The sequence below is a fragment of the Corynebacterium vitaeruminis DSM 20294 genome, from assembly GCF_000550805.1.
Lineage (GTDB): Bacteria > Actinomycetota > Actinomycetes > Mycobacteriales > Mycobacteriaceae > Corynebacterium > Corynebacterium vitaeruminis.
Window position 1 is genome coordinate 881,774 of record NZ_CP004353.1, and the last position, 14,005, is coordinate 895,778.

The following is a 14,005-nucleotide window of genomic DNA, read 5'->3' on the forward strand; positions in this document are numbered from 1 at the left end:
CCGGGAGCTAACCCGCAGGGACGAAGCGAACCTCGTAGAGGTCCGGCCAGCGCTTGCCCGTGATGAAGAATCGGTCGGTGCCGGGGATGTGGGCGATGCCGTTGAGGACGTTCTCTGGGTCGACGGCGGCGTTGTTCGGAACGGTCGAGGCGTCGATGACGCCGGTGACGGTTCCCGTGGCGGCGTCGATCCGCAGGATGGAGGTGGTGGTGAAGACGTTAGCGTAGATCTCGTCCTTGCCGCTCGAGCTTTCCGCGGCGGGCACGCAGTCGAGCTCGTTGATCTGGGAAATGGGGGCACCGGCCTTGGTGACGTCGATACGCGAACGCTCCTGGAAGCTGTCCGGGTCGAGCACGCGCAGCTGGTTGGTGCCGTCCGACATGACCATCCGGTCGTCGAAGTGGCACATGCCCCAGCCTTGCCCCTGGTAGTTGACTCGGCCGATCTCCTCGAGGGTGGCGGCGTCGCGCTTCATGGCCACGCCGTCCTTCCACGTCACCTGCCACACGTGGTCGCTGGTGCGGGTGATCCCCTCGCCGAAGAAGGTGGGATCGATCGCTTGGCTGTCGGACTCGACGCCATCGATGGTGCTGCGGTAGATGCGCCCCTCGCCCTCCCAGCCGGTGGAGACCAGCAGGTGCTGGCCGTCGGGTTCGACCTCGAGGCCCTCCACGAAGGAGGTGTCGTCGAAGGGATGGGTGGCCACGATCTCGACGCCGAGGCTTTCCACCCCCGACGCAGGCACCGTCGAGGAACCCGAGGACGATCCCGCGAGCGAGCCGCCCGAGCAGGCGGCGAGCACCGGCACCGCGAGGAAGAGCGAGGTAGCGACGGCGGAAACAATACTGAGTGGGGCGCGCATGGACTCCATCATGCCCCAAGGAACGCCCTCGCACCCGATGGGCAATAATGAAAAGGTGCACAGCAAGCGAAATTCGAAGAACACCGCCCAAAGCCCGCTCCTCGGGTCGCGGGCAGTCAGCGTCGCCCGCGCCGCACTCGAGGAGCTGGGGGAGGGCGGTGTCGGCCACCACATCGGCGTCGGTCACCTCGGACGCAACGTCGCCACGCACCGCTTCGCCGCGGAGGTCCCCGGATACACCGGCTGGGAGTGGAACGCGGTCGTGGCCTGCGCCCAGGGCTCGCGCTACATCACCGTCAGCGAGCTGGCGCTCGTCCCCGGCGGGCAGGCCCTCCAGGCGCCCGAGTGGGTGCCCTACCAGGAGCGCGTGCTGCCCGGCGACCTCGGCCCCACGGACTTCCTGCCGCCGCGCAAGGGCGACCCGCGGCTCACCGACGACGCGGAGCACGCCGTCCTCGACCGCGGCACCTCCCGCAAGCTCACCCAGGCCGGGCTCGATCAGGCCAAGGACCGGTGGCTGCACGGGGAGTTCGGCCCGCGCTCCGAGTTCGCCGAGCACGCCCCGAACCACTGCCGCACCTGCGCCTTCTTCGTGCCCTTCGCTAAGCCCCTGGGGGAGGGCTTCGGGGCCTGCGTCAACGAGTACTCGGCCGACGGCCAGGTCGTGGCGGACAGCTACGGCTGCGGCGCCCACTCCGACACCCCACCGGAGGAGCCGCTGGGGCAGGTTGGGGGAGTCGCCTTCGACGATGAGAAGCCGGTGGACTTCTAGGTCGACGCCGATAGGCGGCGACAAGCAAAATGCGAAATCTGTCGCAGATTAGTTATTTTGTGAGATAAGTAATTGCGCCGTTTGTGGGTTTGATTGTCCCCCTGTTTGAATGGGAATCTAGGTGCAGAAACTTGACTGTTTCCATGCATCTTCACATTCACTTCACACGGGAGAACCTATGGCGACGACGCCAATCGCGGCCCCTCGCGGCGGCCTAGATCGATACTTCAAGATAACCGAGCGAGGATCGACCGTCGGGTCGGAGATCCGCGCGGGTGTGGTCACGTTCTTCGCGATGGCCTACATCATTATCCTCAACCCCCTCATCCTGGGCACGGGTGCCGACCTCAACGGCAAGGTGCTCGGCATCCCGCAGGTCGCGGCCGTGACCGCGCTCGCCGCCGGTGTCATGACCATCGGCTTCGGCCTCATCGCCCGCTACCCCTTCGGCATCGCCACAGGCCTGGGCATTAACACCCTCGTCGCCGTCACGATGGTGGCCTCTCAGGGGCTGAGCTGGGAGGAGGCCATGGGACTGGTGGTCCTGGACGGCATCGTCATCGTGCTCCTCGCTATCTCCGGCTTCCGTACCGCCGTGTTCGAGGCCATCCCGCAGTCGCTCATCGCCGCGATGGGCGTGGGCATCGGCATGTTCATCGCCATGATCGGCCTCGTCGACGCCGGCTTCGTCCGCCGCCTGCCGGACGCCGCCCACACCACCGTGCCGGTGGGCCTGGGCACCAACGGCTCGATCGCCTCCTGGCCGACCTTCGTCTTCGTCCTGGGGCTCATCATCTGCGGCGTCATGGTCGTCCGCAACGTCAAGGGCGGGCTGTTCATCGGCATCGTCGCCAACACCATCATCGCCATGATCGTCGAGGCGATCACCGGCGCGGGCTCCAGCTCGGACAACCCCACCGGCGGCTGGAACCTCGCCGTCCCCGCCCTGCCGAGCTCCTTCGGCGGGCTGCCGGACTTAAGCCTCGTGGGCGACATCTCGCTGTTTGGCGCGTTCAGCCACGTGGGCGCCCTCGCCGCGACGCTGCTGCTGTTCACGCTCGTGCTCGCCAACTTCTTCGACGCCATGGGCACCATGACCGCGCTGGGCAAGCAAGCAGGGCTGACCGACGAGAAGGGCGTGCTGCCCGACATGAAGACCGCTCTGGTCGTCGAGGGTTGCGGCGCCATCGTCGGCGGCGCGGTCTCCTCGTCGTCCAACACCGTCTACGTCGACTCCTCCGCGGGCATCGCCGACGGCGCGCGCACCGGCCTGGCCAACGTGATCACCGGCCTGTTGTTCCTCGCCGCGATGTTCCTCACCCCTCTCTACGAGGTCGTCCCGGTCGAGGCCGCGGCACCGGTCCTCGTCGTGGTCGGCGCGCTCATGATCGGCCAGATCCGCGATATCGACTTCTCGCGCTTCGACATCGCCCTGCCCGCCTTCCTCACCATCGTCATCATGCCGTTTACCTACTCGATCGCCAACGGCATCGGCGTCGGCTTCATCGCCTACGTGTTCATGCAGGTCGCCGCGGGCAAGATCAAGCAGATCCACTGGATCATGTGGCTCGTGAGTCTGCTGTTCGTGGTCTACTTCGCCGCAGAACCCCTCATGAACGCCATCGGTTAGCCCCGCTCGCCGTGGTCAGGCCCGGTTCCGCCTTCTTGGTGGTGCCGGGCTTTCGCTTTTCGACGCTTAAGCCTTCGGCGGGCGGCCGCAGGCGGGTGGGGCCCACCTCATGGCCTACAGTTATGGGCGTGGATATTACGCACCTCTCCGACCCAGCCGACCCGCGCCTCGACGACTACCGGGACTTGAACCACTCCGACAACCGCCCGGACCTGCCCGGCGGCAAGGGGCTGGTCATCGCCGAGGGGCCGCTGGTGATCGGCAGGCTCCTAAAGTCCCGCTTCCCGGTGCGCAGCCTCATCGGCTTCCCGGCCAAGCTGGAAAGCTTCCTCTCCGACCCCGCGGTCGCGGAGCTCGTGGCGGACATCCCGGTCTACTCGATCGACCGCGAGGTGCTGGCCCAGGTCGCGGGCTTCGACATGCACCGCGGGCTGCTGGCGGCCGCCGATCGGGTGGCGGAGATGACCATCGCCCAGGCCATCGAGGGGGCGAAGACGGTGGCCGTGCTCGAGGGGGTGGGCGACCACGAGAACATCGGCTCGATGTTCCGCAACGCCGCGGGCATGGGCGTCGACGCGATCTTATTCGGCAACGGCTGCGCCGACCCGCTCTACCGGCGCGTGGTGCGCGTGTCCATGGGGCACGTCCTGCGCACGCCGTTCGCCCACTTCGAGGGCAAGTACACCACGTGGCAGCGCGGGCTTGCCCAGCTCGTGGATGCCGGCTACCACCTGGTCTCGCTCACCCCGGACGAGAAGGCGGTGCACCTCGCCGACGCCATGGTGGACGAGGACGGCGCGCCGTACGAGAAGGTGGCGCTGCTCGTCGGCGCGGAGGGGCCGGGGCTCACGGAACACGCGATGCGCGCGACGCACGTGCGCGCACGGATCCCCATGGCGCCGGGAACGGACTCGCTCAACCTGGCAACCGCCGCGGCCATCGCCTTCTACGAGCGCGATCGCTCCCTGCGCTAGTCGTCGTAGAGGTCGCGGTTGGCGTCGTTCTTCTTTGTCTTTTCGTCCGTTTCGCCGTCGTCGAGGAGGTACTCGCCCGGCACCTGGCCGGTGTCCTCGCGCCCCTCGGCGGGTGGGGCTTGGCGGTCGGCGTGGCGGATGCGGTACTTGACCGCGTCCACCGCGGAGCGCAGCCGGCGGGTAAGGTCCTTGCCGAAGCGGCGCGCCGCCGCGCCGGTGGCCTCGGCGAACCTGGTGAGCTCCTCGCCGGTGGGCTCGCCCTCGTCGACGTCCTCGTAGTCGTCGTACTCGCGCTTGGAGCCCAGCCCCAGCTTGGAGGTGGCGAGCGCCGCTAGGGCGCTGACGTCCTTCTTCGACTCCGGGTGGTCGAGCAGCTTCGGCTCGGGGCGGCCGTCGATGGCGTAGGCGACCACGTTGATGTCCTGCGAGGTGGCCATGTCGAAGCCCAGCCAGTAGCGCTGTGCCTCCTCCATGAGGTCGATGGGCTCGAAGGGGAGCGCGATGCCGCCGATGGGCTCGGCCTTCTCACCCGCCCAGTAGGGGGCCTCGAAGGGCTCGGGCAGGCCCACGTCCTCGTAGACGCGCTCGCGCCGGGCCGAGAAGCTGCGCCGGAGCTTCCCGCCGCGCCAGTGGGCGAACCCGCCCAGACCGGTGTCGGCGTTGGAGGCGAAGGCGTAGACGTCCGCCGCGGGAAGCGAGGTGCGCAGCTTGTCGTCGATAAGCGACAGCTCGGAGGCGTCCTCGATCACCGTCTGGACGATGGACACCCCGGGCAAGCCGACGATGTAGAACTCCCCGCTGGAGGCCTGCGCCGAGCGGTTGAGCGAGAACTGCCCGATGAGCGTGATCGGCCACGACGGGTTGAGCTGGGCGAGGTACTTGCGTCCGAAGCCGCGGTCGGCCTTGTAGGAGGCGGCGATGACCTTCTCCGGGTGGGCCGCAGAGACAAACCAAAGGGTGAGCACGGCGTCGTGGGGCGTGGCGCGGAAGTAGTCGCGGTCATCGAAGGTCATTGGGTGGCGCCTTTCTCGCACGAGGGGAGGATGCTGAGGAGGTAAGTGGGGCTAGTTCCGCGGGCGCTTCGTGTTCGCGCGAACCCCGAGCAGGACGTCCTCCCAGTGCGGGGTGACCGCCTTGCGGCGGCGCTTGGCGGCGGGCTTGGACTCGGGGTGCTGGAGAAACTCCTCGCCCGCGACCTCGTCGACCTTCTCCTCGTGCTGCTCGGCGCTGTCCTCCGGCTCGTCGACCTCGACGCGGGGGATGTCGTCCCGGGTCTTTGCCACGTCCTCTTCCTCGTCGCCGATGAGCGCGTCGAGCCCGCTCGCCTCGCCCCGGTGACCGACCGCGCTGAGCGAGCGCACCGGCTGCGCGAAGTCGGGGTCGATGAGGTCGGCGGCGATGCCGTTGCGGGCGACGGCGGTGGCGTTGCTCATGCCGTGGCGCAGGTAGCTCCACTCGGCCTCGTTCTCGGACAGCCCGGCCTTCCACGTCACCTTGACCACCCATTGGTTGGCCGGGTCGCGGTAGGCGTCCCACTCGGTCGTGCCGAGGTCGAGGCCGCGGGCGGCGAAGGCGGTGGCGAGCACCTCCCAGAGGCTGAGCTTGGCCGGACCATCGTCGCGGACCGGGTGCGCGGACTTGGCCATCTCGGCGATGCGGGCGCGCTCGAGCAGCACGGGGTGGGCGTAGGGCTCGATGCGGGACTCGGTAACGCCGTTTTCCTCGGCCACCTCCGCGATGGAGGCGCCGCCGCGGATGCGGTCCTGGATCTCGCGGGGGCGCATCTTGAGCGGCACCGACAGCCGCGGGTCGACCTCGCGCTGGGGGCGAGGCTCGCGGTGGATGGGCGCGGCCGGGGCCTCCTCTGCTGCCTCGGGCTGGTCCTGCTCGTCAGCGAGGTCGGCCTCCGCCGGGGCCTGCGCGGAATCGGCTGGCGGCTCCTCGGCGCGCTCCTCCTGCTCGGGGACTGCGTCCGGCTCCGGTTCCTGCCCCAGCAGCGTAGCCCGCAGGTTGTCATCGACGGCGAGGAAGAACTGCTCATCGCCGTCCGCGGCGCTGAAGACGAGGGAGCTCCTCGTCGATTCAGCAGGGATGAGAATGAGTTCTCGCATAGCCGATGCTCCTTCAGGTCAACATGTGGCGAAATACACTTGGCTCCACTTTAACGCAAGATAAGTGCGTTTTAGCTTTAGAACTGCCATGTCGTTTTCGCTTGTCGACGCCTTCGGCCCTCCACCCGCACGCAAAAGCGGCCGCGGCCCCCCACGTGGTGGGAGCCGCGGCCGCCGGAAGAAAAGGATTCTTACTTGGCTGCGTAGCCGCCGTCGAGAACGAAGTCGATCGCCTTGGTCAGGGTCTCGACATCGGTGGTGTCGATGGCCGGGAACATGCCGATGCGCAGCTGGTTGCGGCCCAGCTTGCGGTACGGCTCGACGTCCAGGATGCCGTTGGCGCGCAGGATCTTGGCGAGCTTGGCGGCGTCGATGGAGTCATCGAAGTCGATGGTGCCCACGACCAGCGAGCGCTTGGCCGGATCGGCGACGAACGGGGTGGTCTCGGCGCGGTTCTCGGCCCAGTTGTACAGGGCGGAGGAGTTGGCGGTGGTGCGCTCGACCATGCCAGCCAGGCCGCCGTTCTCGTTCATCCACTTGACCTGGTTCTCCAGCATGAGCAGGGTGCCCACGGCCGGGGTGTTGTAGGTCTGGTTCTTGCGGGAGTTGTCCACCGCGGTCTGCAGGTTGAGGAAGGCCGGAATGAAGCGGTCAGAGGAGTTGATCTTCTCGATGCGCTCGATGGCCGCCGGGCTCATGGCTGCCAGCCACAGGCCGCCGTCGGAGGCGAAGCACTTCTGCGGGGAGAAGTAGTAGACGTCCGCCTGGTCCATCTCGACCGGCAGGCCGCCGGAGCCGGAGGTTGCGTCGATGACGACGAGCGAACCCTCGGAACCCTCGGGGCGCACGACCGGAACCATCGCGCCGGTGGAGGTCTCGTTGTGGGCCCAACCGATGACGTCGCAGCCCTCCATCGCGACCGGCTCCGGGGCGTCGCCCGGGGTGGCCTCGATGATGGTGGGCTCGTCCAGCCACGGAGCCTGCTTGGAGGACTTGGCGAACTTGGAGGAGAACTCGCCGAAAGCGAGGTGCCCGGACTTCTTCTCGATCAGGCCGAAGGTGGCCGCATCCCAGAACGCGGTGGCGCCACCCAGGGAAAGGACGATCTCGTAGCCGTCGGGGAGGCTGAAGAAGGAGGACAGCCCCTCGCGAATGCTGCCGACGACGTCCTTGACGGCAGCCTGGCGGTGAGAGGTGCCGATGACCTTCTCGCCGCCGGCGACGATCGCCTGGATCTGCTCGGGGCGGACCTTGGAGGGGCCGCAGCCGAAGCGGGGGTCAACTGGGATGAGGTCGGAGGGCAATGCTGGGAACTGCTCGCTCATATTTGCGCTTTCTCTTCGGAATATTATGCGGAAGTTGAATTCCAGTCGGTGGGGCTAAGACAGGTTTTGTGGACACGCGCGCGGGTGCCGGTTCCCCCGCCGCGGCGGGCTGTGCGGCTGCGGGTTCGTGGAGCGCACGGGGAACAAGTGGCTTCGCAAACGGCGACAAACTCTTACTTAGTCACGTTGGAATGTTACCGCCTAGAGGGGTCAATTTACTATCGGGGGAGCACATATTCTCCCCTGAAAAGAGTGTGGGGTCGCGGAGATCTCCTCGTTGTTGCGTAGATGTTCGCAATATCCGGCCTGAAAATGGCACTGCGAGGAGAGCGCGGCGTTCGTTGTGGGGGTGAACTGGGGGTGTGAAATGCGGGTATTTTTCGTGAAAAGGTATCAGGTCACAAGATTCTGTCGTGTGAATCACATAGTTTGCTACAATGTGTAGTGCCCCACGCTAAGTTTTGAGAAGTGGCCTGTGAAAGACAAGGTCATTGCCCACGAGAACGCGTGACTGAGCTGGAACTGGGCGTGTTAAGCACCCGCATAACTAGCGGGAAAACTTCATAAAACGGCATCGCCGCTTCCCCGCGTACCGATTCAGGGTCGAGGGAAGTAGCAGCTGGAGGGTGCAGGTGCGAGAATGAGGGGACATACCCCACGTTTTCGTCCCGAAACCTTCAGCTTCGGGCCTTTCGGGGTGGTGCACCTCATCAAGGGATCGCACACTCTCGAATGGCTTCGGGTTCGAACTCGAATTCCTCGCGCACGTGCGCTTTCATGGGCCACATGCACGGAGATTTGATTGCGGGCAGCCGAATGATGGGGCGATGTTGGAAGTTGAAACCAAGACTTCTAATTAAGTAAAGACAGATTGAAAGGGAAGCTGTGGCTACTGATAACAAGGATAAGGCTGTACTTCACTACCCCGGTGGCGAGTATGAGATGGACATCATGCACGCAACCGAGGGCTACGACGGCGTCGTGCTGGGCAACATGCTCGGCCAGACCGGTCTGGTCACCTTCGATCCGGGCTATGTGAGCACCGGTTCCACCGAGTCCAAGATCACCTACATCGACGGTGACCAGGGCATCCTCCGCCACCGCGGCTACGACATCGCAGACCTGGCTGAGAACGCAACCTTCAACGAGGTTTCCTACCTTCTGATCAAGGGCCACCTGCCCACCCAGGACGAGCTGCACGCTTTCAACGCTGAGATCCGCCACCACACCCTGCTGGACGAGGACTTCAAGAGCCAGTTCTCCATCTTCCCGCGTGACGCGCACCCGATGGCCGTGCTCGCCTCCTCCGTCAACATTCTCTCCACCTACTACCAGGATCAGCTCGATCCGCTGGATGAGGATCAGCTGGACAAGGCCACCGTCCGCCTGCTGGCTAAGGTGCCGATGCTCGCCGCTTACGCCTACCGCGCATCCAAGGGCGCTCCGTACATGTACCCGGACAACGCCCTCAACGCCCGCGAGAACTTCCTGCGCATGATGTTCGGCTACCCGACCGAGCCGTACGAGGTCGACCCGATCGTCGCCAAGGCGCTCGACAAGCTGCTCATCCTGCACGCTGACCACGAGCAGAACTGCTCCACCTCCACCGTCCGCATGATTGGTTCCGCACAGGCCAACATGTTCGTCGCCATCGCCGGCGGCATCAACGCCCTGTCCGGCCCGCTGCACGGTGGCGCCAACCAGGCCGTTCTGGAGATGCTGGACTCCATCCAGAAGAACAACGGCGGCGACGCAACCGACTTCATGAACCGCGTGAAGAACAAGGAAAAGGGCGTCCGTCTGATGGGCTTCGGTCACCGCGTGTACAAGAACTACGACCCGCGCGCAGCCATCGTCAAGAAGACCGCTCACGAGATCCTCGAGCACCTGGGTGGCGACCCGATGCTCGACTTGGCCATGGACCTGGAGAAGATCGCCCTCGAGGACGACTACTTCGTCTCCCGCAAGCTGTACCCGAACGTCGACTTCTACACCGGCCTCATCTATCGCGCCATGGGCTTCCCGACGGACTTCTTCACCGTCCTGTTCGCCATCGGCCGCCTGCCGGGCTGGATCGCTCAGTACCGCGAGCAGCTGGCCATGAACACCAAGATCAACCGCCCGCGCCAGATCTACACCGGCGAGACCCTGCGCAAGGTGACCCCCCGCGAGGAGCGCTAAAAAGCGCCAACCGGCCCGTTCCGGTCTAAGGAAGAACCCTTCCTCAATTCGTTGAGCACACGCTAACCCGATAGAATGGGGGCCCGTGTGCTCGACGTCGTTTGGAGCGCGAGCACGTTTTCATCCATCAACCCCAAGGAGTTTGTGACCCATGGCAAACAGGGAAAAGCCACAGATTGACCTCCCACAGGGCCCGGCGCCTGAGGACATCGTCATTCAGGACATCATCGAGGGCGACGGCGCCGAGGCGCAGCCTGGCGGCCTCGTCGAGGTCCACTACGTCGGCGTCGACTTCGAGACCGGCCAGGAGTTCGACTCCTCCTGGGACCGCGGCCAGAGCATCGAGTTCCCGCTGGCTGGCCTCATCGCCGGCTGGCAGGAGGGCATTCCGGGCATGAAGGTGGGCGGCCGTCGCCAGCTCACCATCCCGCCGGAGGCCGCCTACGGCCCGGCAGGCGGCGGGCACCCGCTGTCCGGCCGCACGCTAGTCTTCGTCATCGACCTGCTCAACGTCGGCTAGGCCACTACGAATCAAGGCCCGGAACCAACGATAGGTTCCGGGCCTTTGGCGTCGACAAGCGGCTTAAGCGGTGAGGTGATCGGCCAGCTTCTCGTAGTGGCGGAAGCGCTGCTCGCGGCCGACGCGGCGCGGGTTGTTCTCCAGCTCCCACAGCGAGCAGGTGATGTGGTTCAGGACCGTGTCGACGAACGCCTCGGGCGCGTCCGCTGCGTCCACGGTCTCCGGGATGATCTCGTCGATGATGCCCGCCTTGAGCAGCGCCTGGGCGGCGACCGACTGCTCCTCCATCATCTGCGGGGCGTGCTCGGTGTCGCGGTAGATGATGGCGGAGGCGCCCTCGGGCGGGAGCGGGGAGAGCCAGCCGTTGCTGGAGGCGAGCACCTTGTCCGCGGGAAGCATCGCGAGCGCGCCGCCGCCGCAGCCCTGGCCCAGGATGACCGAGACCGTGGGGACGTCGACGTCGACCAGCTCGCCCAGGGTGCGGGCGATGGATCCGGCCATCGCCGACTCCTCGGCCTCCTGGGAGAGCTCGGCGCCGGTGGTGTCGATGATGGACACGAGCGGCAGTTGGAGCGAGTGGGCGAGCATGATGCCGCGGCGGGCGAAGCGCAGCGCGGAGGTGCCCATCTCGGTGTCGGTGTGCGGCGGCTGGTTGTGGCGGTCCTGGCCGATGATGACCACCGGGCGGCCACCCAGGCGGGCGATCACCACGGCGATGGCGGGGGACTTGCGCCCGTCGCCGGTGCCGGACAGCGCGATGACGTTGTCGGGGCCGAGCGCGGCGAGCAGGTTCTGCAGGCCGGGGCGGTCCATGCGGCGGGTGGCCTCGATGGCGGCCCACGCCGACTCGGGCGTGACGGCCTCGGCCGCGGCCGGATCGATGGCCGCGGGCTCCTCGTCGCAGCGCGGGCTGAGCACGACGTTGACGATCTTCTGCACTGCCTTGCGCAGGCCGGTGGGGGAGATGACGCCGTCGATGATGCCCTTGTCGGCGAGGTTCTCGCCCGACTGCACGCCCTCCGGGATCGGCTTGCCGGTGGTCAGCTCGACAACGCGGGGGCCGAGGAATCCCAAAAGCGAGCCCGGCTCGGCGTAGGTGAAGTGGCCAGCCGAGCCCCAGGAGGCCATCACGCCGCCGGTGGTGGGGTTGCGCAGGTACACGAGGAACGGCAGGTGGGCGTCCTTGTGGCGGTAGACCGCGGTGGTGATCGACACCATGAGCGCGAACGCCGGGCTGCCCTCCTGCATACGGGTGCCGCCGGAGCTCGGGGAGATCAGCAGCGGAAGCCGCAGCTCGGTGGCCTTGTGGATGGCGTCGATGATGCGGCGGGCGGTGGCGGCACCGATCGATCCGCCCAGGAACCCGAACTCGGAGAGCACAAAAGCGACACGGTGACCGAAGACCTCGCCCTCGCCGGTGATGACGGCCTCGTCGACCCCGGACTTCTCGCGGGCGCGCGCGAGGGCATCCTTATAGTCTTGGGAGATGTCGCCGTAGTGAGGGGGAGTGTCCCAGCTTATGAAGGTGCCGGGATCGAGGACCTGGTCGATCAAATCGTGTGCGCTGGTGCGAGTCATGGGGAACACCTTAGCGGGAGCTTTGCCCCTCATGTGGGCATTTTTGAATCTAATTACCCCCGTTTTTCCACGTTTGAGTGTTCAATGGTGGGTATGACTTCATCACCAGATCACTACGTTCCCACAGTCACGCTCAACGACGGCGTCGAGATGCCCGCCGTCGGCTTCGGTACGTGGAACCTGAACGGCGAGGAAGCCTATTCCGCCGTGCGTTCCGCCATCGAGGTCGGCTACCGCCACTTCGACACCGCGACCATCTACCGCAACGAGCAGGAGGTCGGTTGCGCCATCGCCGACGCGATCGCCGCCGGCGACGTCACCCGCGAGGAGCTGTTCGTCACCACCAAGGTGTGGAACAACTCCCAGGGAGAGGGCAAGGTCCAGGAGGCCTTCCAGGCATCGCTGGCCGACCTTGGCCTCGAGTTCGTCGACTGTTACATGGTCCACTGGCCGTGGCCGCAGCGGGGGCTGTACGTCGAAAGCTTCCAGGCGCTGGCCAAGCTTCAGGGGCTGGGGCAGGTGCGTTCGGTGGCCGTGGCCAACTTCTACCCCGAGGTCTTGGACGAGATCATCGCGGCCACCGGGATCACGCCGGTGATCAACCAGGTCGAGCTGCACCCGGGCTTCTCCCAGGCGGAGCTGCGCGCCTACCACCGCGCCCACGGAATCGTTACCGAGGCGTGGTCCCCGCTCGGCCGCGGCGAGGCGCTGGATGCCCCCGCGATCACCTCCGTTGCCAAGGAATTGGGCAAAACCCCGGCGCAGATTGCGCTGCGCTGGTTGACTCAGTTGGGGTGCTCGGTGGTGCCGAAGTCCGCCTCGAGGAGCCGCCAGGAGGAGAACCTCGACATCTTCTCCTTCGAGCTCTCCGAGAAGCAGATGGACGCCATCACCGCGCTCGATGCAACTGGCGGGCGGCTTTTCAAGAGCCCCCTCGAATTTCCTGGGGAGTTGAAGGATTAATGACCGAAGTAAGGGCGCAGTACGACAACGTGCGGGTGGAGGTCTCGGGCAAGGTGTGGACCATCGTGCTCGACCGCGATGAGCAGCGCAATGCGCTCAACTCCGCCATGTGCGAGCAGATCGCGGCCACCATCGCCGAGGCCTCGGAGCTCGCGTTGACCTCGGACGAGGTGCGCGTCATCGTCATCCGCGGCGAGGGCAAGGCGTTCTGCGCCGGTGCGGATCTTGGGTCGTCGAAGCCGGCGGCGGGGGAGAGCGCCGGCGGCGTCTACGGCGGCAACTTCCACGAGGCGCTGTGGTCGATGCTGCGCGCCTGCGTCAACGCGCCCCTGCTGGTGGTCGCCAACGTCCAGGGCCCGGCCGTGGGCGCGGGAAGCCAGCTCTCGCTGGCCTGCGACCTGCGCATCGTCGGCGAGCGCGCCTGGTTCGGCGTCCCCGCCGCGTCGCTGGGCTTCGCCCTCGACGCGTGGACGATCAACCGCGCCAAGGACCTCCTCGGCGGGGCGCTCGCGCGCAACGTGCTCATCGGCGCGCAGCGCGCCACCGCGGATCAGGCCGTGGCCAGCGGGTTCGCCATCGCCAAGGCGAGCGGCGAGGAGGCCGACGCCGTCATTGAGGGGCTGGCTGGGCTCGCGCCGATGTCCGTGGCGCAGCTGAAGTCCGTCCTCAACGCGAAGGACTCCACCTACGAGCTCACCCCGGTCCAGGAGCAGGAGTATGACGCCTGCTGGGCCAGCGAGGACTCCGCCGAGGCCAAGCTCGCGCGCCGGGAAAAGCGGGCCCCGAGCTTTAGCCGTCGATAAGCGAAAAGCGCCGAAACTTAGACAGAGAACGTGTGTCTAAAAGGTTTGTAAATAGAAACCAATCCTCCTGATATCGCAGGTGTCGGGAGGATTGGTTCTTTTATTTGCAGGGTTGTAAAGACAACCAAGTTTGTTAGGGGATAGTTGGCAAACTTTGCAAATGGTTCGCATCGTGACTATCGGGGGTGAAGGAGACGCCTATAAAAGCGCTGCTGGAGGGAGGCTGTGGGGGTGAACCAACGAATGTTGAGCAAATTTAGTTCCCAATCACTTCTCTATTGCAATG

12 protein-coding genes are annotated in these 14,005 nt (G+C 66.1%); 7 read left to right on the plus strand and 5 right to left on the minus strand.

Annotated features, from left to right (window positions below; translation table 11 throughout):
• Positions 1 to 7 precede the first annotated feature (7 nt).
• The gene (locus B843_RS04155; RefSeq protein ID WP_155895098.1) at positions 8 to 862 is read right to left on the minus strand and encodes a glutaminyl-peptide cyclotransferase; all 855 of its coding nucleotides are present in this window, start codon (positions 860 to 862) and stop codon (positions 8 to 10) included.
• Between the two features lie 37 nt (positions 863 to 899).
• On the opposite strand from B843_RS04155, the gene B843_RS04160 reads away from it, so the two are divergent.
• The 3 genes from B843_RS04160 (at position 900) to B843_RS04170 (ending at position 4,238) form a co-directional block, all read left to right on the plus strand.
• Positions 900 to 1,634, plus strand: coding sequence for a DUF3027 domain-containing protein (locus B843_RS04160; protein ID WP_025252263.1), 735 nt, complete (start codon positions 900 to 902; stop codon positions 1,632 to 1,634).
• A gap of 178 nt (positions 1,635 to 1,812) precedes the next feature.
• On the plus strand, positions 1,813 to 3,264 hold the full coding sequence (locus B843_RS04165; RefSeq protein ID WP_025252264.1) for an NCS2 family permease: 1,452 nt from the start codon (positions 1,813 to 1,815) through the stop codon (positions 3,262 to 3,264).
• 122 nt (positions 3,265 to 3,386) lie between these two features.
• Positions 3,387 to 4,238 (plus strand): TrmH family RNA methyltransferase, encoded by an 852-nt coding sequence (locus B843_RS04170; RefSeq protein WP_034651926.1) that lies wholly within the window; start codon positions 3,387 to 3,389, stop codon positions 4,236 to 4,238.
• Here B843_RS04170 and B843_RS04175 read toward each other — a convergent pair.
• The 3 genes from B843_RS04175 to serC all read right to left on the minus strand — a co-directional run bounded on the left by B843_RS04175 (position 4,235) and on the right by serC (position 7,674).
• The gene (locus tag B843_RS04175) at positions 4,235 to 5,251 is read right to left on the minus strand and encodes a DUF6928 family protein (protein ID WP_025252266.1); all 1,017 of its coding nucleotides are present in this window, start codon (positions 5,249 to 5,251) and stop codon (positions 4,235 to 4,237) included. The two genes, B843_RS04170 and B843_RS04175, sit on opposite strands and share 4 nt — an antisense overlap.
• A 51-nt stretch (positions 5,252 to 5,302) precedes the next feature.
• Positions 5,303 to 6,349 (minus strand): septation protein SepH, encoded by a 1,047-nt coding sequence (sepH, locus tag B843_RS04180; protein ID WP_025252267.1) that lies wholly within the window; start codon positions 6,347 to 6,349, stop codon positions 5,303 to 5,305.
• Between the two features lie 191 nt (positions 6,350 to 6,540).
• Positions 6,541 to 7,674 carry a phosphoserine transaminase gene (gene serC / locus B843_RS04185; RefSeq protein ID WP_025252268.1) on the minus strand — a complete coding sequence of 378 codons (1,134 nt, stop codon included), beginning with the start codon at positions 7,672 to 7,674 and terminating at the stop codon, positions 6,541 to 6,543.
• 885 nt (positions 7,675 to 8,559) lie between these two features.
• Here serC and B843_RS04190 point away from each other — a divergent pair.
• Together B843_RS04190 and fkpA are read left to right on the plus strand one after the other, a co-directional pair.
• Positions 8,560 to 9,855, plus strand: a complete 1,296-nt coding sequence (locus B843_RS04190) for a citrate synthase (protein WP_034651923.1) — start codon at positions 8,560 to 8,562, stop codon at positions 9,853 to 9,855.
• Between the two features lie 151 nt (positions 9,856 to 10,006).
• Positions 10,007 to 10,375 (plus strand): FKBP-type peptidyl-prolyl cis-trans isomerase FkpA, encoded by a 369-nt coding sequence (gene fkpA / locus B843_RS04195; protein ID WP_025252270.1) that lies wholly within the window; start codon positions 10,007 to 10,009, stop codon positions 10,373 to 10,375.
• 63 nt (positions 10,376 to 10,438) lie between these two features.
• On the opposite strand, the gene B843_RS04200 is transcribed toward fkpA, so the two are convergent.
• A complete protein-coding gene (locus tag B843_RS04200) occupies positions 10,439 to 11,953 on the minus strand; it encodes a carboxyl transferase domain-containing protein (RefSeq protein ID WP_025252271.1) in 1,515 nt (504 codons plus the stop codon).
• Positions 11,954 to 12,037: 84 nt separating this feature from the next.
• On the opposite strand from B843_RS04200, the gene B843_RS04205 reads away from it, so the two are divergent.
• Together B843_RS04205 and B843_RS04210 are read left to right on the plus strand one after the other, a co-directional pair.
• Positions 12,038 to 12,916 (plus strand): aldo/keto reductase, encoded by an 879-nt coding sequence (locus tag B843_RS04205; RefSeq protein ID WP_025252272.1) that lies wholly within the window; start codon positions 12,038 to 12,040, stop codon positions 12,914 to 12,916.
• A complete protein-coding gene (locus B843_RS04210) occupies positions 12,916 to 13,719 on the plus strand; it encodes an enoyl-CoA hydratase (RefSeq protein ID WP_025252273.1) in 804 nt (267 codons plus the stop codon). The genes B843_RS04205 and B843_RS04210 overlap by 1 nt, the downstream gene beginning before the upstream one ends.
• Positions 13,720 to 14,005 lie beyond the last annotated feature (286 nt).